This window comes from Diaphorobacter sp. JS3051 (assembly GCF_015832135.1).
GTDB classification, from domain to species: domain Bacteria; phylum Pseudomonadota; class Gammaproteobacteria; order Burkholderiales; family Burkholderiaceae_C; genus Diaphorobacter; species Diaphorobacter nitroreducens.
On sequence record NZ_CP065406.1, the window covers coordinates 2,629,294 to 2,651,234 of the forward strand.

Genomic DNA, 21,941 nt, shown 5'->3' on the forward strand with positions numbered 1-21,941 from the left:
ATTGTTTTTGAAGTTCTTCCACCACCAACCCAGGAGTTTGTCATGACCCACTTTTCCGCCACCGAGAACACCGCCCTGGCCACCGCCATGCAGCTGACCGACGCCGAGCGCCAGCCCTGCGAGGTCTGGACGCGCGTCATGGGCTACCACCGCCCCGTAGCCAGCTTCAACACCGGCAAGCAGGGCGAACACAACGAACGCCAGTTCTTCGCCGAGCCGGGCCGTGCCTGCTAGGACCAGCCACACCGCCGCCCAGGCGCTGCGCATCGGCGGCATCACGCCGCTGACCACCATCGACTTTCCCGGCAGGCTGGCCGCCGTGGTGTTCTGCCAGGGCTGCCCCTGGCGCTGCGACTATTGCCACAACGCCGGGCTGCTGGACGCGGCCGCGCCCGCGCCGCACCGCTGGAGCGAAGTGGAGCAACTGCTGCACACGCGCCGCGGCCTGCTGGACGGCGTGGTGTTCTCGGGCGGCGAGCCCACACTGCAGGCCGCCCTGCCCGACGCCCTCGCGCGCGTACGCGCCCTGGGCTTTGCCACCGGCCTGCATACGGCGGGCATGTACCCCGAGCGGCTGCAGGCCCTGTTGCCGCTGCTGGACTGGGTGGGCCTGGACATCAAGGGGCCCTTGGCGCACTACGACGCCATCACCCGCACGCCGGGCAGTGGCGACCGCGCCTGGGAGTCGCTGCGCTGCGTGCACGCCAGCGGTGTGGATTACGAGTGCCGCACCACCTGGCACGCGGGACTGTTCGACACGGCGGCCCTGCAGGCGCTGGCCGAAGACCTGGCCGCACAAGGCGTGCGCCAATGGGTGCTGCAGGAATGCAGCACGCCCGCCAGCGTGCCCTGGGCCCGGACGGCGCCGCCCACGCAGTGGCCGCTGCCCACCAGCCTGCGGTGCGCCTGATCAGCCGGCCGCGGCCCCGGCGCCGCACACCCGCAGCACTTCGGCGCCGTACGCCTCCAGCTTTTTCGCACCCATGCCGCTGATGCCCTGCAGATCCTCCAGCGTGGCCGGGTTGCGCTCGGCAATGGCGGCCAGCGTGGCGTCGTGGAAGATCACATAGGCCGGCAGGTTGTGCTCGCGCGCCACCTCGGCGCGCCAGGCCTTGAGGTTGATGAAGCGCACCTGGGCGTCCTGTCCCAGGTTGGCCGCTGCCACCGGCGGGGCGCTGGCGCGGCGCGGCTTCTTCGGCCCGGCTGCGGCCGTGGTTTCGCGCAGCAGCACGCTCTGTTCGCCGCGCAGCACGGGGCGCGATCCCTCGGTCAGCGCCAGCGTGTCAAAGCTGTGGCCGCCCTCGGTCGTGACCTTGTGCAGCCCCACGGCGCCGGCGGCCAGCAACTGGCGCAGCACGCCGCGCAGCTGCGCCTCGGAATACTGTGCGCCCAGGCCGAAGGTGGAGAGTTTTTCATGGCCGAACTGCTGGACCTTGTCCGTCGCCTTGCCGCGCAGGATGTCCATGATGTGGCCCGTGCCGAAGGTCAGGCCGCTGGCCTCGTGCACACGGTAGATGGTGGACAGGAGCTTGCGCGCGGCATCCGTGCCGTCCCACACGGCCGGCGGATTCAGGCAGTTGTCGCAATTGCCGCAGGGTTCGGACGCCTCTCCGAAGTAGCCCAGCAGTCGCACGCGCCGGCAGTCCGTGGCCTCGGCCAGGGCCAGCAGCGCATCCAGCTTGCCGCGCATCACGGCCTTGAACTCTTCTCCCGCGGGGCTCTCGTCGATCATGCGGCGCTGGTTCACCACGTCCTGCAGGCCGTAGGCCATCCACGCGTCGGCGGGCAGACCGTCGCGGCCCGCGCGGCCCGTCTCCTGGTAGTAGCCTTCAATGTTCTTGGGCATGTCCACATGGGCCACAAAGCGCACGTCGGGCTTGTCGATGCCCATGCCAAACGCAATCGTCGCCACCATCACGATGCCTTCTTCGCGCAGAAAGCGGTCCTGGTGGTTCTGGCGCACCTTGGTATCGAGCCCTGCGTGGTAGGGCAGGGCGTTGATGCCCGCATCCTGCAGCGTGGCCGCCAGTTCCTCCACGCGCTTGCGCGACTGGCAATACACCACGCCCGCCTCGCCCGAATGCTCGCGCTCGATGAAGCGCAGCAGCTGCGTGGTGGCATCCTTCTTCTCGACGATGGTGTAGCGGATGTTGGGCCGGTCAAAGCTGCTGATGAACAGGCGCGCGTCCTGCAACTGCAGCCGCTCGATGATGTCTTCGCGCGTGAGGGCATCGGCCGTGGCCGTCAGCGCAATGCGCGGCACCTGCGGATAGCGCTCGTGCAGCAGCGTCAGCGCCCGGTACTCGGGGCGGAAGTCATGGCCCCACTGGCTCACGCAATGCGCTTCGTCGATGGCGAACAGCCCCAACTGCCCGCGCGCATGCAGACCGTCCAGCAGCGTGAGAAAGCGGTCGGTGGTCACGCGCTCGGGCGCGGCGTACAGCAGCGTGATCTCGCCGCGCGCCAGGCGCCGCTCCACGTCCTGCGTCTGCTGCCAGTCCAGCGTGGAGTTGAGGAAGGCCGCCTCCACCCCCGCCTCGTGCAGCGCGCCCACCTGGTCGTGCATCAACGCAATGAGCGGCGAGACCACCACCGTCACGCCCAGCCCCGCATCGCGCCGCACGATGGCCGGCACCTGGTAGCACAGGCTCTTGCCGCCGCCCGTGGGCATCAGCACCAGCGCGTCGCCGCCCGCGATGACGTGCTCCACGATCGCCTCCTGCGGGCCGCGGAACTGCGCGTAGCCAAAGACATCGTGGAGGACGGAATGCGCTGGAGACACTGGAATGCTCTATCTTTGATAGCTGGTAGCGCTTGCTAGGTAAGCGCTGGAGGCCGATTTGGCTTGTAAGAGTTGCACCCCGCAGCGGTGGGACGGGGCACAAAGGTCGCTATTGTGCCCTCGCGCCCCAGGGTGGTTCCGTCCCGGGCGTGTCGCTGGTGCCGATCGTCGGCCTACAATTCGGCCCGGTGCCCACCCTGCTTGCACACGAGCAAAAACAGGCTGTTTTCCCAATCTTCACTATGTCATGCGACCTCTGTTCACAGAGCGTGCGGCTGGGTTTAAACGTGTGCACTTTCCCGGCTGATACGCGCTCGCTGAAGAAAGGGTTCACATGAACAACATCTCCTCGTTTGCGCACCAGGCGCAAGCTCGCCTGCAGGCGGTTACAGGTGCCAACGGCACCGTCGTCAAACGTTCCCATATCTACGAACTGATGGCCGCCGCCTTGGGGCTCGGCTCCCATGCCGCCTTGAAAGCCCAGGGCCTGCTGTGCCCACTGCCGTCGCAGCCGCTGCTGGCGCACTATGGCACCCTGCATCCCGGACTTTGCGCAGCGCGGGCCGAGGCACTGGGCATGGCCCGCCAATGGTGCGAGCCGCTGGCTGCGGCGCTGTGCGCAGACATGGCGGCGCAGGCACTGGGTTTGGTTCCATGGGAGGATATCCTGACGGCCCTGCTGTCGGGCAGCCGGGAGCTGTACCGCGAAGCGCTGCGCGACGATGCCTACTACGAGGCGTTGGAGGCCGCGCTGGACAACGACCCCAACGCCTGGCCGGACGACCCGGAGCCCTTGCGCCTTGACAGCCCGTTTGTATTGCACGCCTTGAAAACGGCGACCGGGCACGGCGAAGGGCGCGCCCACCTGGCGCTTGGTCTTTTGATCGAGCGCGGAATCCACATGAATGGCGATCACCATGAAGACGAAGATGCCGACGAAGACATGGACGATTTGCCCGATTCGCGTGCCGGTCTGTACTGGTATGAGCGCCAGCAAAAGGGCGAGGTTCTGAAGGGCGTTGAACTGGAATGGGCACAGGGTTATGTCGAGCGCGTCAAGCAACGCGCTGCGGCATCGCGCGAGCAGGCCCAGCGCTGCAGTTCCGCCCGCGACCACTTCAACGCCGCTGCCGCATTGGGCCAGCACGATGCGCTGCTGGTCCTCGCGGACCGGTATGGCGACAGCCGCTTCTTTGACCTTCAAGCGCCCAGAGTGCTGGCCGATCCGGTGTGGATTGCTGACCTGGCCCAGCGCGTCGGCCGTTATGAATGGACTCCCGCTTGGCTGACGGTAGCCGCCGAGCGCGGTGATATGCGGGCGCTGCGGGAACTCATAGAAACGTGGCATGCGGATGACCCGCTCAAGGCATGGACCTGGTTCCATTTCGCCAAGCTGCTTGGCAAGGATCTCACCCAAGACGACTACCGGGCCATTCACGAGGATGGCTCCAGCTACGACGACGATGTAGGCGGCCCCATGTTCGTGGACGGTGTGGATGGAGTTGAACTCCCCGCAGTGGAAGAGTCCGTTCGCCAGCAAGCTCTGCAAGCTGCGCAAATCTTGGCCGCACGTTTGCAGGCTGAGTAACCTAGGCCGGGCCATGCAAGGCCCGGCTTCCTAAAATAGTGCCCCATGCAAGCCCCCCACTACACCCGTGCCCAGCAGCTCCCCGCCATCCTGCGTGAGCGCATCGCCATCCTTGACGGTGCCATGGGCACGATGATCCAGCGCTTCAAGCTCACCGAGGAACAATACCGGGGCACGCGCTTTGCCGACTTTCCGCGCGATGTGAAGGGCAACAACGAGCTGCTGTCGCTCACGCGCCCCGACGTGATCCGCGACATCCATGAAGGGTATCTCGCGGCCGGCGCCGACCTGATCGAGACCAACACCTTCGGCGCGACCTCGATCGCGCAGGACGACTACGGTATGGCCGAGCTGGCCTACGAGATGAACCTGGAGAGCGCCAAGCTCGCGCGCGCGGCCTGCGACAAATTCAGCACGCCCGACAAGCCGCGCTTCGTCGCCGGCGCCCTCGGCCCCACGCCCAAGACCGCCAGCATCAGCCCCGACGTGAACGACCCCGGCGCGCGCAACATCACCTTCGAGCAGTTGCGCGCAGCCTACCTGGAGCAGACCTTGGCGCTCATCGAGGGCGGTGCCGACGTGATCCTGGTCGAGACCATTTTCGACACCCTCAACGCCAAGGCCGCGCTGTTCGCCGTGGACGAGGCCTTCGAGCAGACCGGCCAGGTGCTGCCGATCATGATCAGCGGCACCGTCACCGACGCCTCGGGCCGCATCCTGAGCGGCCAGACCGTGACCGCCTTCTGGCACAGCGTGCGCCATGCACACCCGCTGTCGGTGGGCCTGAACTGCGCACTGGGCGCCACGCTGATGCGCCCCTACATCCAGGAACTGGCCAAGGCCGCGCCGGACACCTTCATCAGCTGCTACCCCAACGCGGGCCTGCCCAACCCGATGAGCGACACGGGCTTCGACGAGACGCCCGAGGTCACCAGCCGCCTGGTGCACGAATTCGCCGCCGAGGGCCTGGTCAACATCGTGGGCGGCTGCTGCGGCACCACGCCGGACCACATCGGCGCCATTGCGCGCGCCGTGGCGCCGGTGGGCACGCGCCGGCTGTTCCAGACCGAAGCCGCCTAGAGCGCACGCCGCATGCGCCCAGCCACCGACTGAGAGGACCCGGCGACATGCAACGCACCCCTCGCACTTCTTTTCCCGCACGCCCCCGCCGGGCCACCGCCACGCTGGCCCTGTGCGTGGCCGCGTGCCTTGCCGTCACCGGCTGCGCCACGCCACCCCCGCCCCCGGTGGCGCCCGACCCCGCCGTCGATGCGCGCGCCCGTTACGACGCCGACCTGCAGGACTGCCGCGACCGCGCGCAGCAGGTGGGCGTGCTCAGCGAGACGCTGGACGCCGTGGTCCAGGGCGCGCTGGTGGCGGCGTTTCTCGCCTGGGGACTCGGGCGCAGCGACACCGGCGTGCGCGACTGGGCTCTCACGGGCGGCGCACTCGCGGGCGGCTCGCAGGGACTGCAGGCGCTGGAGCGGCGGCGCCAACTGGTCGCGCACTGCATGGCCGTGCGGGGCCACCGCATCAGCCCGCTGGCCGTGGCCGGGCCGCAGCCGGGCGCGGCGCCGTCCGTGCCCGTGGCACCGGCGGCGCCGCCGCGCCCCTCGGGCGCCGATGCCTACAGCGCCGAGCGCCTGGCACGCGAGCAAGCCTGCCATGCCCAGCCCGTGGCCGCGCTCGCCGCCAAGGGGCCGGGCTTTGAGACCTACAGCGTGCCGTGCAGCAACGGCGACGCGCTGGCGATCCGCTGCGAGTTCGGCAACTGCCGCGTGCTGCGCTGAGAGAACTCCTGTTTTCATAGCTGTTCGCGCTTGCCAGTTGGGCGCTATGGGCCTATTTGGCTTTGAACGTCGCCCTCTTCCGCGCTCACCCTCTTACCCGGACGGCGCAAGGCTCCTAGACTGGTCCCACGACAACACGGAGGCCACGCACCATGGACTGGACCACCCACCAGGTCTTCAACCAATACCCCGAGCTGAACGACTACCACCCGCTGGCCACCGACGCAGCGCTGTGCGAGGCGCTGGAGCGTGCGGGCGCCGGCTGGGCGCACCCGGCGCTCGACGCCTACGCCGCACGGCTGGGCATGGCCGAGACCTACGCCCTGGCCGAGCAGGCCAACCGCCACACGCCGCAGTTGCAGCGCTTTGACACGCGCGGGCAGCGCATCGACGCGCTGGAGTTCCACCCCGCGTGGCACCAGCTCCTGGCGCTGTACCGCGGCGAGGGGCTGATCTCCCGGCCCTTCCAGGACGAGCGACCGGGCCGCTGGGCCGCATGGGCTGCGGGCTTTTACCTGCACGGCCAGGTGGAGCAGGGCACGCTGTGCCCCGCCACGATGACGCAGGCCGCCATCCCGCTGCTGCGCAAGGAGCCCGCGCTGTGGCAGTCGCTGCAGTCCCGGCTCTACAGCACCGCCTACGACCCGCGCGACCTGCCCGTGGCGGACAAGGCCAGCATCTGGCTGGGCATGGGCATGACCGAGAAGCAGGGCGGGTCGGACGTGCGCGCCAACACCACCGTGGCGACACCCATCGGCACGGGCGGGCGCGGCGGCGAATACCGGCTGCGCGGACACAAGTGGTTCTTCTCGGCGCCACAGTGCGATGCGCACCTGGTGGTGGCGCGCACCGGCGAGGGCGGCCCGTTCGCCTGCTTCTACGTGCCGCGCTGGCGCCCAGACGGCAGCCGCAACGCCGTGCGCGTGCAGCGCCTGAAGGACAAGGTGGGCAACCGCAGCAACGCCAGCAGCGAGGTGGAGTTCGAGGACGCCTGGGGCCTGCTCATGGGCGAGGAAGGCCGGGGCATCCCCACCATCATCGAGATGGCCAGCTACACGCGCCTGAACTGCGTGGTGGGCAGCGCCGCCATCCTGCGCCAGGCCACCGTGCAGGCCATCCATTACGCGCGCCGGCGCCACGCCTTCGGCAAGGCCCTGGCCGAGCAGCCGTTGATGCGCGCGGTGCTGGCCGACCTGGCGCTGGAGAGCGAGGCCGCGCTGCACCTGGCCATGCGCCTGGCCCAGGCGTACGAGGACGACAGCACGCCCGCCCAGCGCGCATGGAAGCGCGTGATGACGCCGGCTGCCAAGTTCTGGGTCTGCAAGCGTGCGGTGGAGCTGACCGGCGAGGCCATGGAGGTGCTGGGCGGTAATGGCTATGTGGAGGACGGCGTGATGGCGCGCCTGTTCCGCGAGGCGCCCGTCAACTCCATCTGGGAAGGCTCGGGCAACGTGATGTGCCTGGACGTGCTGCGCGCCCTGCAGCGCGAGCCCGAAGCAGCACACGCTTTGCTGACCGAGCTGCACGCCGCGGCGCAGGGCGAGCCGCGCATTGCCGCTGCCGCGCGCGAGCTGCAGGCCCTGTTGGCCGCACCGGCTGAGCAGTTGGAAGGCCTGGGCCGCGTGCTGACCCAGCGCCTGGTGCTGCTGGCCCAGGCCTGCCTGCTGCGCCAGCAGGCCCCCGCCGCCGTGGCCGATGCGTTCGTCGCCACGCGGCTGGCGGACAGCGGGGCCGGCCGCGTGGCGGGCGCCATCGACCCGCGCGGTCTGGATGCGGCGGCGGTTCTGGCGCGCGCATTTCCGGGATAGTGGACGGGCTTTCAGAGCAAAACGGCTTCTAGCGCTTGTCCACCAAGCGCGACCAGCTATTTTTACAATAGCAAAACTGCTTCACCTGGCGCGCTGCGCCACAATGCACCATGCTGACCTTCCAAGACATCCAGCACGCCGCTGAGCGCCTGCGCGGCCAGGTGCTGGAAACCCCCTGCGTCGAATCGCGCACGCTCTCGCAGATCGTGGGCGCGCAGGTGTTCCTCAAGTTCGAGAACCTGCAGTTCACCGCCTCGTTCAAGGAACGCGGCGCCTGCAACAAGCTGAGCCAGCTCACTCCCCAAGAACGCGAGCGCGGCGTGGTGGCCATGAGCGCGGGCAACCATGCCCAGGGCGTGGCCTACCACGCGCAGCGCCTGGGCCTGCGCGCCGTGATCGTCATGCCGCGCTTCACCCCCGGTGTGAAAGTGGAGCGCACGCGCGGCTTTGGTGCCGAGGTGGTGCTGCACGGCGACACGCTGGAGGAAGCCCGCCAGCACGCCTACCAGTTGGCGGAGCAGCAGGGCCTGACCTTCGTGCACCCCTACGACGACGAGGCCGTGGCCGCCGGCCAGGGCACGCTGGTGCTGGAGATGCTGGCCGCCCAACCCGACCTGGATGCGCTGGTGGTTTCGGTGGGCGGCGGCGGGCTGCTGGCCGGCATGGCAACGGCAGCGCGGGCCATCAAGCCGAACCTGGAGATCATCGGCGTGCAGACGGCGCGCTTCCCGGCCATGGTGAATGCCATCAAGGGCACGCACCACGCGCAGGGCGCGTCAACCATCGCCGAGGGCATCGCCGTGGGCCAGCCGGGAAAGATGACGCAGGAGGTCATTGGCCGGCTGGTGGATGACCTGCTGCTGGTGGACGAAGGCGACATCGAGCAGGCGGTGCTGATGCTGCTGGAGATCGAAAAGACGCTGGTGGAAGGCGCGGGGGCCGCCGGGCTGGCCGCGCTGGTGCGCCACCCCGAGCGCTTTCGCGGCAAGAAGGTGGGGCTGGTGCTCAGCGGCGGCAACATCGACCCGCTGCTGCTGGCGGCCATCATCGAGCGCGGCATGGTGCGATCCGGCCGGTTGGCGCGCATCATGGTCAGCGCACGCGACGTGCCCGGCGTGCTCGCCCGCATCACTGCCCTCGTGGCCGAAGCGGGCGCTAACATCGAAGAGGTGCACCACCAGCGCGCCTTCACCGTGCTGGCCGCGCAGAACGTGGAGATCGAACTGGTGCTGCAAACGCGCGGCAAGGCCCACATCCAGCAGGTGCTGGACCTGCTGCGCGCCGCGCAGATGGAGGCCGAACTGCGCTGAGAGCGCCGTGCCGCACGCGCGTGCGGGTAAGGCCCGTGCACGCGCGGGGGCGTTGTGGCTACACTTGTCCCCCATCAAGGCACCAGACCCCACAGGAGACCGAACCCATGGCCCATGACCACCCCATCGCCCCCAACGCCGCCGACGTCGAGGCCGCCACGGCCACCGATGCCGCCGAGTCCGTGGTGCATCTGATTCCCGTCGTGATCCCTGCGGTGGGTGCGGCCATGATCTTCCTGCTGGCCTTCATTGCGGTGTACATGGCCTGAACGCACCGCCCGCTCGCCACCCAGCCCCGCCTCTGCGGGGCTTTGTTTTTTGGTGATCGCGTTTTGCACCGACGCCATGACACGCATAACGTCATGTGTTTTTTGCATGATTTAACCCCCTGTCCGACAGACAAATCGGGGGCGTCTTCATAAAATCGTCACCCCAGCCGACCTGTGCAGGGGTGCCACCGCGGTACCCCCGTTTCGCCAGCCGACTGAGTCCCAGCGGTTTTTTCAAAGGCAGCGCGCAGATCGGTTCAGCGCGGGCCTGTGCGTCGTGACCCGGTTCGCTTCCTTTGAAAAGACTGTTTTTCAACTTCAAAGAAGCCTTCCCGATGAACGCACCCACCATGCCCGTCCTGGACATTCAGGCGCCCGCATACGTCAAGAACGCCAAGCTGATCGCCTGGGTGGCCGAAATGGCCGCGCTGTGCAAGCCCGCCCGCATCCACTGGTGCGACGGTTCGCAGCAGGAGTACGAGCAGTTGTGTCAGCAACTGGTGGATGCCGGCACGTTCAAGAAGCTGAACCCCGCCAAGCGCCCGGGCAGCTACTTGGCGTGGTCCGACCCGTCGGACGTCGCGCGCGTGGAAGACCGCACCTACATCTGCTCGGAGAAAAAGGAAGACGCCGGCCCGACCAACAACTGGATGGCCCCGGCCGAGATGCGCGCCACGCTGCAGCCGCTGTTTGACGGTTGCATGGCCGGCCGCACCATGTACGTGGTGCCCTTCTCCATGGGGCCTCTGGGCTCGCACATCGCCCACATTGGCATCGAACTGACCGACAGCGCCTACGTGGCCGTGAACCAGAAGCTGATGACCCGCATGGGCAAGGCCGTCTATGACGTGCTCGGCACCGACGGCGAGTTCGTGCCCTGCATGCACACCGTGGGCGCCCCGCTGGCCGCAGGCCAGAAGGACACCACGTCCTGGCCCTGCAACCCCCAGGTCAAGTACATCGTCCACTACCCCGAGACCCGCGAGATCTGGTCGTACGGCTCGGGCTACGGCGGCAACGCACTGCTGGGCAAGAAGTGCCTGGCGCTGCGCATTGCCTCGACCATGGGCCGCGACCAGGGCTGGCTGGCCGAGCACATGCTGATCCTGGGCGTGACCAACCCCGAGGGCAAGAAGTACCACGTGGCCGCCGCTTTCCCCAGCGCCTGCGGCAAGACCAACTTCTCCATGCTGGTGCCGCCGGAAGCCGGCTTCGCCGGCTGGAAGGTCACGACCATCGGTGACGACATTGCCTGGATCAAGCCCCATGCCGACGGCAAGATGTACGCCATCAACCCCGAAGCCGGTTACTTCGGCGTGGCCCCCGGCACCAACATGCACACCAACCCGAACTGCATGCGTTCGCTGGACAAGGACGTGATCTTCACCAACGTCGCCCTCACCGACGATGGCGATGTGTGGTGGGAAGGCATGGAGAAGGACACCGGCAAGCTCCCGGACCACCTCATCGACTGGCAGGGCAAGGACTGGACACCGCAGATCGCCAAGGAAACCGGCGCCAAGGCCGCGCACCCCAATTCGCGCTTCACGGTGGCCGCCACCAACAACCCGGCCCTGGACCCCGAGTGGGACAACCCCGCCGGCGTGGCCATCGACGCCTTCATCTTCGGCGGCCGCCGCTCCACCACCGTGCCGCTGGTGACCGAGGCCCGCAGCTGGATGGAAGGCGTTTACATGGCCGCGACCATGGGCTCCGAGACCACCGCCGCCGCCTTTGGTGCGCAGGGCGTCGTGCGCCGCGACCCGTTCGCCATGCTGCCGTTCTGCGGCTACAACATGAGCGACTACTTCCAGCACTGGCTCGACATGGAACACAAGCTGGAGGAGTCCGGCCACCAGCTGCCCAAGATCTTCTGCGTCAACTGGTTCCGCAAGGGCGAGGACGGCAAGTTCGTCTGGCCCGGCTATGGCGACAACATGCGCGTGCTCAAGTGGATGCTGGACCGCATCGAGGGCACGGCGCAAGGCGAGCCGACCATGTTCGGCATTGCTCCGCTGTACGCCGAGATCAACTGGACCGGCCTGGACTTCAGCACCGAGCAGTTCAAGACGGTGACCAGCATCGACAAGGCTGCCTGGGTCGAAGAACTGAAGCTGCACACCGAGCATTTCGACAAGCTGGCCTACCACCTGCCTCAGGAACTGCTGGCTATCAAGGCCGCGCTGGAGAAGCGTCTGGCGGCCTGACCACCCTGCCTCGGCTCGGCGCGTGTAATTCAGCCGGGCCTACACACACAACCCCGCGACCACATCTGTGGCGCGGGGTTTTTTCATGAATGCGCCCCATAGGAAGCTGCCGCGCACATAGCACAAAGGGCACCCGAAGGTGCCCTGTTGTCGGTTGGCGCGGTGTCGCCGCGCGGCCGTTCAGCGGTAACGGCGCAGGTCGTCCACCGCGATCCCGTTCATCGCACGGCTCAGGTCGGCCATGATGCGGGCGTCGCGCAGTGCGGCATTCCAGGTGCGCTCGTCCTCTGCCGCACGCCGGTGCGCGTCCGACCAAGCCTTGACAGCGGCACGCAGGCCCAGCACCGCGCTGCGCGCAGGTGCCGCCAGCAACGCCATTCCTGCGAAAGCGATCACCCACATCACCATCCAGCCGGCCAGCATGTGGCCATCGTTCCAGGTGTCCATGACCTGGTTGGCCACGACAAGCAGCGCGGCGACCAGCGCCGCCAGCAGCAGCGACGTTGCGCCGCGGGTGCCGGCAAAGCGGGCAGCGGTTTGCTTCAGATGGCTTGCGGCCTCTTCAATGCGTGCAATGCCGTGGTGCTGGACAGGAACGTCGATGTGTACAAACTTCGTCATGATGCGACTCGTACGCCACTGTTGGCGAAATTGCCGGGCGGTGCAGCAATACTAGGGTTTACCCTGGTTTGTGTCTAATTTATATGTTGAATCACCCATATTCATCCGTGTGATGATTGCGGCATGCAGCCATTGAACTTTCGCACGCTGGATCTCAATCTGCTGCGCGTCTTTGACGAGGTCATGGCCGAGCGCAACCTGACCCGCGCCGCCGAGAAACTGGCCATCACACAGCCCGCCGTGAGCAACGCACTGCGCCGGTTGCGCGAGGTGCTGGGCGACGAGCTGGTCACGCGGCGCGGCCACGGCGTGGAGCCCACGCCGCGGGCACTGGCCCTGTGGCCCGCCGTACGGCACGCATTGGCACAGTTGCAGGAGACACTTTCCCCCGGGCGCTTTGACCCGGCGTCCGCTTGTATCTTTAAACCAGACCAGCGCGGTAGAGTCTGAACGCCGTTGAGGCGGCCAGACCGGCCCGTGCAGTTTGGTAGGCGCTGGGGTGATAGAGCCCGTGACTGAGTACAGAACGCATGGCCGCCGCGCTGGTCTTCGTGAAGCCCGAACGGTTACGCGCGCCTTGATTGAGCGCGCATGCACAAGCAAGGGATCTGAAGATCATGTCTGTTACCTCTGTGACGGTGGGCATCGACGTGGCCAAGGCGCACGTGGATGTCTGTGTGCTGGGTGCCAAGAGCAGCGCCCAGCGGTTTGACAACGATGCCGAAGGCCACTCGGCGCTGGCGGCTGCCCTGCAGCCCCTGGACGTGGGTCTGGTGGTGATGGAGGCCACCGGCGGCTACGAGGCCGCGTTAGCGTGTGCCCTGCAGGCCACAGGCCTGCCCGTGGCGGTCATCAACCCGCGCCAGGCGCGCGACTTCGCCAAATCCATGGGACGCCTGGCCAAGACCGACGCGGTGGATGCGCGCACGCTGGCCGAGCTGGCAGCGGTGCTGCTGCGCCGCGACGATCTGCAGCGCTTCTTGCGCCCCCTGGCCGATGAGCGCCAGCAGTGGCTCGCGGCCCTGGTCACGCGCAGGCGCCAGTTGCTGACCATGCTCCATTCGGAGCGCCAACGGCTGCAGATCACGCCCAAGAAGCTGCACGCCAGCATCGAGGCCATCGAGGCGGCGATCAAGGCGCAGCTCGATGAGATCGAAGAGCAGATGGTCACGCATGTGCGCGAGCACTTTGGGGAGCTCGACACGCTGCTGCAGTCGGCTGCGGGAGTCGGCCCGGTGGCCAGTGCCACGATGATTGCCGAGCTGCCAGAGCTGGGCCGGCTGAACCGGCGCGAGATCGCTGCATTGGTGGGCGTGGCGCCCATGGCCAATGACTCCGGCGGCAGCAAGGGCAGGCGGCGCGTACAAGGCGGGCGCTTCGAGATCCGCCGCGTGCTGTACATGGCAACGCTCACGGCCACCCGCTACAACCCGGCCATCAAGGCCTTCTACGAGCGTCTGAAGGCCGCTGGCAAGTTGCCCAAGGTCGCCCTGGTCGCTTGCATGCGCAAGTTGCTCACCACGCTCAACGCCATGGTGCGCACTGGAAAACCTTGGGACAAGTCGCTTCATTGCGCTTGACTTCGAAGACGGTTACTCAGACGACCTTCGTTCTGGCGATGGCCGACGCCACGGGTGCCACGCTGATCCCGCCACTCATCGAGATCGTGGAACGCGAGGCCCCCGGCGTCTCGCTGCGCGTGGTGCCGCTGACCACGCGCGACCCGCGCCGCCTGCTGGACGACGAGAGCGCCGACATGGCCGTGGGCTACTTCCCCGCCGTGCTGGCCGACCTCACGGCGCGGGCGCAGTCGGACAACGTGGTGGCGCACGAAAGCACCCGCCTCTACGATGGCCAGTACGTGTGCGTGATGCGCGCGGACCACCCGCTGGCCGCCGTGCCGATGACGCTGGACCTGTACTGCGCCGCGCGCCACCTGCTGGTGAGCTTCTCGGGCAAGCCCTTCGGCTTCATCGACGGGGCATTGGCCGCGTTGGGACGTGAACGCCGCATCGTGCTTACCGTGAACCAGTTCTTCACCGCGGGACGGGTGGTGGCCACCACGGACCTGCTCACCGTGCTGCCGCGCCACTTCGTCGGCGTGGCCAGCGTGCGCGACGAACTGGTGTGGCGCCCGCTGCCCATGACGCTGCCGCCCGTGCACGTGGACGCACTGTGGCACCGCCGGCGCAACCACGACCCCGCCCACCGCTGGCTGCGCGAGGCGATTGCGCGCGCCGCGCGCAACACGCCCGCCCCCATCCACCGCCAGGATTGACCCCACCCACTCACCCATGAAGCTGCAACTGCTGTCCGACCTGCACCTGGAAGCCCACCCGCATTTCACCCCCAGCCCCGCCGTTGGCGCCGATGTCCTGGTGTTGGCCGGCGACATCGGCTCTTACCAGGCCGGCTCGCTGCTGTCGGACGACGACTTCGGCCTGGCGCGCTTCTCCCCTCTGCCGCAGTACGCCGGATGGCCCACGCCAGTGGTCTTCGTCCCTGGCAACCATGAATACGACATGCAGGACTTCGACGCCGCGCATGCGCGCCTGCGGCGCAGCTGCGACCGGCTGGGGCTGATCTGGCTGGAGCGTGAGAGCATGGTGCTGCAGGGGGTCCGCTTCGTTGGAACGACGCTGTGGAGCGACTTCGACGCGCTGGCCGACCACGCGGCGATCACCGACCCGGGCCAGCGACTGCAGCGGCGCGAGAAGGCGTTCCGCGCGGCCAACTTCTATCTCTCCAAGACTGGCAGCACCCGCCAGGGTGTGCCCTTCCTGGCCGCCGAGGTGCGCGAACAGGCCCTGGTTTGCCAGGCCTGGCTACGCAACGCGCTCGCACAGCCCTTTGCGGGCACGACGGTGGCCGTCACGCACTTCGCGCCCAGCCTGCTCAGCGCCGACCCGCGCTACGGCCTGGTGCCGGGCACGGCGGGGTTTTGCAATGCGCTGGACGACTGCCTGCCCCACGCCCAGCTGTGGCTGCACGGCCATCTGCATGCGCCCAGCGACTACCTGGTGCGCGGGGCCCGCGCGGACGGCGCGCCCTGGAGCTGCCGCATAGTGGCCAACCCGCTGGGCTATGCCCGCAAGGGGGAGCAGGCAACCTTTCAGCCGCACTGCGTGCTCACCGTATGATGCGTGCGGGCCCTGCGCCCGCCACCGCGCACCGCATCAAAAATATGACTGAAGTCAAGACAACAGACGCCAGCGCGGATTAGTCTGATTTCTCGTTTCCGGAGCACTTCGAATGAACATCCTGCTTGCTGTCGACGGCAGCATCTACACCAAGAAAATGCTGGCCTACCTGGCCGCTCACGACGAGATGCTGGGCAGCTCGCACACCTACACGGCCATCACCGTGCAGCCCCAGTTGCCTCCCCGCGCGCGCGCCGCGCTCGGCAAGGAAGTCGTGGACAAGTACCACGCTGAGGAAGGCGAAAAGGTGCTGTCGCCCGTCGTGAAGTTCATGGCGCGTCATGGCGTGCAGCTCAAGACCATGACCAAGGTGGGCCCGGCGGGCGAGACCATCGCCAAGGTGGCCGAGTCCGGCAAGTACGACCTGATCGTCATGGGCACGCACGGCCACGGCTCGCTGGGCAAGCTGGTGATGGGCTCGGTCAGCACGCAGGTGCTGGCCAACTGCCAGGTGCCGGTACTGCTGGTGCGCTGATCAGGCCACCCGCATGGCGGGGCCGCTCGCCAGGCCACTCAGGCAGGTGTCCGCGGCCCAGTCGATGATGCACTCGTCCGCATAACCGCGGTCGCGCAGCATGCCGAGCATGGGATCGGCATTGCGCGCCAGCAGCGCACACAAGATCACATCGGGCGGCAACTCGCGCCGCAGCTGTCCCTGGGCCTGCGCCTCGACGATCCAGCCGAGGATGCAGGCATGCACCTCCTGCATCGATGCCCGGTAGGCGTCGCAGGCGCGCAGCGCCTGGGCCAGCGCGGAGTTGCGGCTGGGCAGCAGCGGCACCTCGTCGGCCAGTTGCAACTGCAGCGTCCAGCACAGCAGCGCGTGCAGGCGCTGCATGGCGCCAAGTTCGGCCGGCAGCGCCGCCAGAAAGCGCTGCAGGCGCTCCACCACATGCACCATGGCGGCCGAGCACAGGTCGTCCTTGCCGGCAAAGTGTTTGTACAGGCTGGCCTTGGCAATGCCCACGGCCGCGGCGACCTCGTCCACGGTCATGGTCTCGAAGCCTTTTTCGCCCAGCAGGCGGCTCGCGGCCTCCACGATGGCATCCTCGCGCGCCCGGAGCATCTGCTCCTTGAAGGACGGACGGGGCGGCTGCAACGTGTTCATGCGGGCGATGTTAGCGAGCCTTCACCCCGCGCAGGCCGATAACCCTAAAGACCCCCATCCGCGTGTGCCGTCAGGCCGACAGGTACTGCGCCGCCGCGCTGGTGAGCGCATCGGCCAGCGCATCCAGCACTTCCGACTCCAGGTTCCATGAGTGCCAGTACAGCTGGATGGGCAGCGTATGGCCCGGCGCCAGGTCCACCAGCCGGCCTTGCTGCAGCCAGGGGCGCGCGAGCAGCTCGGGCACCACGCTCACGCCCCAGCCCGCGGCCACGGCGCGCACCTGGCCCTCCGAGCTGGGCACGAACACGCGGCTGAGAGACACGCGTTTCAGGCCAAAGGTGCGCGTGACGAACTCGGCCTGCATATCGTCCTTGCGGTTGAACGAGACGAAAGGCACGTCGCGGAAGTTGTGCGCCGTGAGCCCTTGCGGCAGTTGTCGGCGCGCCAGCTCTGGCGCGGCCACGGCGACGTACTGCATCGCGCCCAGGGGCACCATGCGACAGCCGCGCAGCGCGCTCTTCAACGTCGTCACGCAGCCCATGACCTGGCCCGAGCGCAGCCACTCCTGCGTGAAGTCCTGGTCGTCGGCAATGATCTCCAGTGGCAACCGCTGGCGCACCAGATCGCCGAGCGCGTCCACCGCCCAGGTGGCGATGCTGTCGGCGTTGATGGCGATGGCGATGCGCTCTTCCTCGCGGCCGCCGCCGCGCCCGCTGGGCATGAGGTCCTGCAGATCGCGCTCCAGGTCGGCGCGCAGCAGGCGCAACTGCTTGGTGTGCTTGAGCAACAACTGCCCGGCCGAGGTGGGCTTGAGCGGCCGGCTGCGCACGATGAGCACCGAGCCCACCTGCGCCTCCAGCGCACGCAGGCGCTGCGACACGGCGGACTGGGTGATGTTCAGGCGGCGCGCGGCGCGCTCGAAACCGCCCTCTTCGACGATGGCGGCCAGGCATTCCAATGCGGCGGGGTCAAATGTGCTCACGGTCGGTATCCATTAGTCATTCTGATGAATTCCGAAGAAGTTTAATCACGCTTTTGTTTTTCATTGGGCCGCAGCACACTGCGCGCCATGAAAACCATCGTCCTGGGCGCCGGCATCATCGGCATTAGCACCGCCTGGCATCTGCGCGAGCGCGGGCATGAAGTCACTGTGGTCGACCGCCAGCCCGACGCGGCGCTGGAGACCAGTTTTGCCAACGCGGCGCAGATCTCGGTGAGCTACTGTGAGCCCTGGGCCAACCGCGAGGCGCCATGGAAGGCCCTCAAGTGGATGTTCGACAAGGAAGCGCCGCTGCTGTTTCGCCCCCAGCTCGACTGGGAGCAATGGCGCTGGTGCCTGAAGTTCCTGGCGCAGTGCAACGACACGGCCTTCGCACGCAACGTGCAGCAGATCGTGGCGCTGGGCGCTTACAGCCATGCCGCACTCAAAGAGCTGGTGCGCGTCACAGGCATCGAGTACCACCGGCTGGAACGCGGCATCGCGCACTTCTACACCGACCAGAAGTCCTTTGACGACGCGGCCCACGCCGTGGAACTGATGCGCCGCTTCGGCGTGCAGCGGCGCGTGGTCAGTCGCGACGAGCTGCTCGCCATCGAGCCGGCCTTCCGCGCTTACGGCGACCGCATCACCGGCGGCACCTACACCAGCACCGACGAGAGCGGCGACGCGCGCGTATTCACCCAGGCGCTGGCCCGCCGCTGCGCCGAGCGTGGCGTGCAGTTCCTCTACGGTCACGACGTGCTGCGCCTGAACCGCTCCGGCAACGCTATTGAATCAATAGCTATTCGCGCTCGCCAGGAAAGCGCTACAGGCCAAAAAGACCAAATACTGAAAGCCGATGCCGTGGTCGTTGCATGCGGCAGCTACAGCGCACCGCTGCTGCGGGGCGTGGGCGTGCACCTGCCCATCTACCCCGGCAAGGGCTACAGCGCCACGTTCCCGCTGCTCAAACCGGAGGGCGCGCCCATGGTTTCCACCATCGACGACGGCAAGAAGATCGCCATGAGCCGCCTGGGCAACGTGCTGCGCGTGGCCGGCACCATCGAGCTGGGCGGCTACGACCTGTCGCTGGACAGCCCTGTGGCGCGCGCGCGCTGCCACATGCTGTCGCGCCGCATTGAGACCATCCTGCCCGGCGTGTGCGACACGCGCACGCCCGAGGAAGGCGGAGATCCGCAGTACTGGACCGGCCTGCGCCCCGCCACGCCCACCAACATCCCGTTCATCGGCCGTACGCCGCTGCACGGCCTGTGGGTGAACGCCGGCCACGGCACGCTGGGCTGGACGCATGGCGCTGGCTCGGGCAAGGCGATGGCCGAGCTGCTGAGCGGCGAGCGGCCAGCCATGGACTTCGCCTTTCTGGGCGACGACACGCCCGCTGCCGCCTACGGGGCGCCGCGCCTGGCCTGAGCGGCTCGCACCTCAGCGTTTGCGCTGCACCAGCAGGTTGCGCTTGGCATCCTCGGGGTAGGCGAAGGTCACCGCGCCGGCCTGCACCTTGCCCATCACCAGCATGTTGGGGGTGATGGCTTCTTTCTCCTCGGCCGAGAAGGGCCGCTCGTAGGTCGCCACCACGCCGTAATACACGCGCTGCAGGTTCTCCAGCGAATGCTTGAGGGCCGTGCCGTTGACCTGCCCGTCGCGGATGCCCAGCAGTGCATACATCAGCAGGTAGGCCGCGTCGTACCCTTGCGCCGCCGCCATCGGCACGGCCGGGCGGCCTTTGAAGGCGCGCGCGTAGGTGCTCAGGAACGAGGCGCGGCGTTCGTTGCTGGGCTCGGCGATGAAGGTCTGCGCCGTCAGCGCTCCCTCGGCGGCGTCCTTGCCGCCCTGGATGAAGAACGGGAACGACAGCGTCCAGCCGCCGACCTGCGGCACCTTCCAGCCCAGCTCCTTGCGGCCTTGGGCAATGACGGCGTTCTCCGGCCCTACGGTGTAGCTGAAGATGACCTGTGCGCCCGCATCGCGCGCGGCCTGCAACTGGGGCGCCAGGCTCTTCACGCCCAGAGGGAAGTTGGTCGCGTACACGGGCGTGAGCTGGTGCGCGGCGAGCGCCGCTTCCACGTCCTTGCGCCCGGCTTGGCCGTAGCCCGTGTCGTCGGCAAAGAGGGCCACGCGCGTCCAGCCGCGGCGCAGGATGTCCTCCACCACGAAGGGCGCCTGGATGTTGTCGGGGGCCGAGGTGCGGAAGATGAAGCTCTGCGCCGCCGGATAGGTGCGTGTCACGGGGGTGCCCGTGGCGCACGGCACGATCAAGGGCAGCTTCGCCTGCTGGAACACGTCCAGCGATTTCATCGCCACGCCGGTGTTGCAAAAGCCCAGGGCAGCCACCACGCCTTCTCTGGCCAGTTCCTGCGAGCGTTGACGGCCGGTGTCGGGCGAGCCCTGGTCGTCCTTGACCACCAGCTCCACAGGCCGGCCCAGGTAGCCGCCCACGGCGTTGAACTGCTCCACCGCGAGCTGGATGCCCTGCAGCATGGGCGTGCCGAAGTCCGACGACGGCCCCGAAAAGGGGCCGATGACCCCCACCTTCACGGGCTGGGCGCCCGCCATGCCCGCCAACGCCCACAGCGCCAGCGCCCCTGCCCAGTGTCTGGGTCTCATGGCCATCATCGCGTCTCCGCAATGTTGTGAAAAACACTCCAGCCTAACCAAAAGCGCGGGCGCGCGATGTGGTTTATTGCGCAGCGGTGCGCGGTCGCGGTCAGGGGCGGGTAAGCGATTTGCGGTGAGGGACCGCGCACGCGTTCAGTGCAGCACTGGCGCCGGGCCGGCCAGGAAGTCCAGCAGCGCCGCCTCGAAACCCTCGGGGTCTTCAAGCTGCGGCCAGTGGCCCACGCCGGGCAGCAGCACGGCGCGCGCATCGGGCAGCACATGGGCCAGGGCGAGCAGTGCCTCGGGCGGAGTGCAGCGGTCGTGCTCACCCCCGACGAGCAGCGCGGGCACCTGCAGGCGCACAAGTTCCGGCGCACGCCGCGCGAAAGCCGTCAGGGCCTCCAACGCACGGCGGTAGGTGGCGGGCGGCACGCGGCCCATGGCGTGCCGTGCAAGCTGCAGCCCCTCGGGCAGCGCGCCGGGGCCGGCGTCGCGCGCCACGGTAGGGTCGGCCAGCCGGGCCATGTCCCGTCCATCGTCCAGGCCCGCAAGGCGCGGCGCCACCCACACGGCGGTGGCGGCCTCGTCCAGCGCCGGGCCGCCGGCACACAGCACCAGCCGCCGCACGCGCAGCGGTGCCCGAACGGCGATCTCCAGCGCCAGCATCGCCCCCAGGCCGTGGCCGACCAGCACCACCTGCTCGCACCGCAGGGCATCGAGCAACAGCAGCGCACGCTGGGCCAGGCCCTTGAAGTTGTAGGGCTCCACCGGCGCACTGCCGCCATAGCCCGGCATGTCCCATGCCACGGCGCGGTAGCCCGCGGCGGCCAGGGTTTCCAGCGTCGGGGCAAAGCCCAGGTGATCGCCATCGGCATCGTGCAGCAGCAACACGGTAGGGCCGGAGCCGAGCAGGGAAAAGCGTGGAAGAAGAGACATCGCAGGGTCCAGGGCCGCAGGGCATGCGCGCTGCAGGCGCGCAGGTGCAGACTGATAATAGCCCTCCCATTGCCCTACGCGGCGCGCCCAGGGCGCCGCCCCCCTTCGTGAACAGCCGCCTGCCCCACCCGCCCTCCAGCCAACCTCCCGTCTTCACGCCACGCGAGTTCCGCGACGCGCTGGGCATGTTCGCCACAGGCGTGACCATCGTCACGGCGCGCGGGGAAGGCGGCGCGCTGATCGGCATGACGGCAAACTCGTTCAACTCGGTGTCGCTGGAGCCGCCGCTGGTGCTGTGGAGCCTGGGGCACAAGACGTCGTCGCTGCCCGCTTTTTCCCGTGCCACGCACTACGCCATCAATGTGCTGACGGTGGAACAGCGCGCCCTGGCCGAGCAGTTCGCCACGCGCGGCATCGACCGCTTCGCCGGCGTGGCCTACCGCCTGGGACGGAGCGGCGTGCCGGTGCTGGACGGCGCGGCGGCCGTGTTCGAGTGCTTCAACCGCAGCCAGTACGTGGAGGGCGACCACACGATCTTCGTCGGCCAGGTGGAGCGCTGCAGCCACCGGGAAGGCGCCTCGCCCCTGCTGTACCACGGGGGGGTGTTCTATACGGAGCATCCGCTGGGAAGCCTTTCGGCCACCGTAGCCCGCCCGATGGAGAAATAGCCGCCCCGGCTTGCGCCGGAGCGCGGGCACGCCCGGCCGCTTCGGGGCTGGGCGGAGCG

20 protein-coding genes and 2 pseudogenes are annotated in these 21,941 nt (G+C 68.1%); 16 read left to right on the forward strand and 6 right to left on the reverse strand.

What is annotated here, in order from left to right; all coding sequences use genetic code 11:
• Nucleotides 1-42 precede the first annotated feature (42 nt).
• Nucleotides 43-234, forward strand: coding sequence for an anaerobic ribonucleoside-triphosphate reductase (nrdD, locus tag I3K84_RS12625; protein ID WP_172205117.1), 192 nt, complete (start codon nt 43-45; stop codon nt 232-234).
• Nucleotides 224-910 carry an anaerobic ribonucleoside-triphosphate reductase activating protein gene (locus I3K84_RS12630; RefSeq protein WP_172205114.1) on the forward strand — a complete coding sequence of 229 codons (687 nt, stop codon included), beginning with the start codon at nt 224-226 and terminating at the stop codon, nt 908-910. Before nrdD ends, I3K84_RS12630 begins: the two co-directional genes overlap by 11 nt.
• On the opposite strand, the gene recQ is transcribed toward I3K84_RS12630, so the two are convergent.
• Nucleotides 911-2,782 carry a DNA helicase RecQ gene (gene recQ, locus I3K84_RS12635; RefSeq protein WP_172205111.1) on the reverse strand — a complete coding sequence of 624 codons (1,872 nt, stop codon included), beginning with the start codon at nt 2,780-2,782 and terminating at the stop codon, nt 911-913. It lies immediately after the preceding gene.
• 334 nt (nt 2,783-3,116) lie between these two features.
• Between recQ and I3K84_RS12640 the strand changes: the two genes are divergently transcribed.
• The 7 genes from I3K84_RS12640 to I3K84_RS12670 all read left to right on the forward strand — a co-directional run bounded on the left by I3K84_RS12640 (nt 3,117) and on the right by I3K84_RS12670 (nt 11,754).
• Nucleotides 3,117-4,370, forward strand: a complete 1,254-nt coding sequence (locus I3K84_RS12640; RefSeq protein WP_172205108.1) for a hypothetical protein — start codon at nt 3,117-3,119, stop codon at nt 4,368-4,370.
• A 45-nt stretch (nt 4,371-4,415) separates the two neighbouring features.
• Entirely contained in the window at nt 4,416-5,450 is a 1,035-nt protein-coding gene (locus I3K84_RS12645; RefSeq protein ID WP_196994662.1) for a homocysteine S-methyltransferase family protein, read from the forward strand.
• A gap of 47 nt (nt 5,451-5,497) precedes the next feature.
• Nucleotides 5,498-6,160, forward strand: a complete 663-nt coding sequence (locus I3K84_RS12650) for a glycine zipper family protein (RefSeq protein WP_196994663.1) — start codon at nt 5,498-5,500, stop codon at nt 6,158-6,160.
• A 152-nt stretch (nt 6,161-6,312) separates the two neighbouring features.
• Nucleotides 6,313-7,968, forward strand: coding sequence for an isovaleryl-CoA dehydrogenase (locus I3K84_RS12655; RefSeq protein ID WP_196994664.1), 1,656 nt, complete (start codon nt 6,313-6,315; stop codon nt 7,966-7,968).
• Between the two features lie 110 nt (nt 7,969-8,078).
• Nucleotides 8,079-9,278 (forward strand): threonine ammonia-lyase, encoded by a 1,200-nt coding sequence (locus I3K84_RS12660; protein WP_011803550.1) that lies wholly within the window; start codon nt 8,079-8,081, stop codon nt 9,276-9,278.
• Nucleotides 9,279-9,385: 107 nt separating this feature from the next.
• Nucleotides 9,386-9,547: a hypothetical protein gene (locus I3K84_RS12665; RefSeq protein ID WP_012655207.1), complete on the forward strand. Its 162-nt coding sequence runs from the start codon at nt 9,386-9,388 to the stop codon at nt 9,545-9,547.
• 335 nt (nt 9,548-9,882) lie between these two features.
• Nucleotides 9,883-11,754 carry a phosphoenolpyruvate carboxykinase (GTP) gene (locus tag I3K84_RS12670; protein ID WP_196994665.1) on the forward strand — a complete coding sequence of 624 codons (1,872 nt, stop codon included), beginning with the start codon at nt 9,883-9,885 and terminating at the stop codon, nt 11,752-11,754.
• A gap of 180 nt (nt 11,755-11,934) precedes the next feature.
• On the opposite strand, the gene I3K84_RS12675 is transcribed toward I3K84_RS12670, so the two are convergent.
• Complete coding sequence (locus I3K84_RS12675; protein WP_196994666.1) at nt 11,935-12,375, reverse strand: hypothetical protein; 441 nt, start codon at nt 12,373-12,375, stop codon at nt 11,935-11,937.
• Between the two features lie 123 nt (nt 12,376-12,498).
• On the opposite strand from I3K84_RS12675, the pseudogene I3K84_RS12680 reads away from it, so the two are divergent.
• From I3K84_RS12680 to I3K84_RS12700, 5 genes and pseudogenes are all read left to right on the forward strand, one after another.
• Nucleotides 12,499-12,789: pseudogene (locus I3K84_RS12680) on the forward strand (LysR family transcriptional regulator); the annotation flags it as partial.
• Nucleotides 12,790-12,992: 203 nt separating this feature from the next.
• Nucleotides 12,993-13,955: an IS110 family transposase gene (locus I3K84_RS12685; RefSeq protein WP_011804582.1), complete on the forward strand. Its 963-nt coding sequence runs from the start codon at nt 12,993-12,995 to the stop codon at nt 13,953-13,955.
• 17 nt (nt 13,956-13,972) lie between these two features.
• A pseudogene (locus I3K84_RS12690) lies at nt 13,973-14,653 on the forward strand (LysR substrate-binding domain-containing protein); the annotation flags it as partial.
• A gap of 16 nt (nt 14,654-14,669) precedes the next feature.
• Nucleotides 14,670-15,515, forward strand: a complete 846-nt coding sequence (locus tag I3K84_RS12695) for a metallophosphoesterase (protein ID WP_196994667.1) — start codon at nt 14,670-14,672, stop codon at nt 15,513-15,515.
• Between the two features lie 112 nt (nt 15,516-15,627).
• Entirely contained in the window at nt 15,628-16,050 is a 423-nt protein-coding gene (locus tag I3K84_RS12700; protein WP_047350123.1) for a universal stress protein, read from the forward strand.
• Here I3K84_RS12700 and I3K84_RS12705 read toward each other — a convergent pair whose 3' ends face one another.
• Entirely contained in the window at nt 16,051-16,683 is a 633-nt protein-coding gene (locus I3K84_RS12705) for a TetR/AcrR family transcriptional regulator (RefSeq protein WP_011803543.1), read from the reverse strand. It abuts the gene before it with no gap.
• Between the two features lie 70 nt (nt 16,684-16,753).
• The gene (locus tag I3K84_RS12710) at nt 16,754-17,665 is read right to left on the reverse strand and encodes a LysR family transcriptional regulator ArgP (RefSeq protein ID WP_011803542.1); all 912 of its coding nucleotides are present in this window, start codon (nt 17,663-17,665) and stop codon (nt 16,754-16,756) included.
• 87 nt (nt 17,666-17,752) lie between these two features.
• Here I3K84_RS12710 and I3K84_RS12715 point away from each other — a divergent pair, with 87 nt between their 5' ends.
• On the forward strand, nt 17,753-19,093 hold the full coding sequence (locus tag I3K84_RS12715; protein WP_196994668.1) for a D-amino acid dehydrogenase: 1,341 nt from the start codon (nt 17,753-17,755) through the stop codon (nt 19,091-19,093).
• Between the two features lie 12 nt (nt 19,094-19,105).
• Here the strand turns inward: I3K84_RS12715 and I3K84_RS12720 are convergent, their stop codons facing one another.
• Both I3K84_RS12720 and I3K84_RS12725 read right to left on the reverse strand, forming a co-directional pair.
• Nucleotides 19,106-20,296, reverse strand: coding sequence for an ABC transporter substrate-binding protein (locus tag I3K84_RS12720; RefSeq protein ID WP_011803540.1), 1,191 nt, complete (start codon nt 20,294-20,296; stop codon nt 19,106-19,108).
• 135 nt (nt 20,297-20,431) lie between these two features.
• On the reverse strand, nt 20,432-21,214 hold the full coding sequence (locus tag I3K84_RS12725; protein WP_196994669.1) for an alpha/beta fold hydrolase: 783 nt from the start codon (nt 21,212-21,214) through the stop codon (nt 20,432-20,434).
• A 107-nt stretch (nt 21,215-21,321) separates the two neighbouring features.
• Here I3K84_RS12725 and I3K84_RS12730 point away from each other — a divergent pair, with 107 nt between their 5' ends.
• On the forward strand, nt 21,322-21,882 hold the full coding sequence (locus I3K84_RS12730; RefSeq protein WP_012655197.1) for a flavin reductase family protein: 561 nt from the start codon (nt 21,322-21,324) through the stop codon (nt 21,880-21,882).
• Nucleotides 21,883-21,941 lie beyond the last annotated feature (59 nt).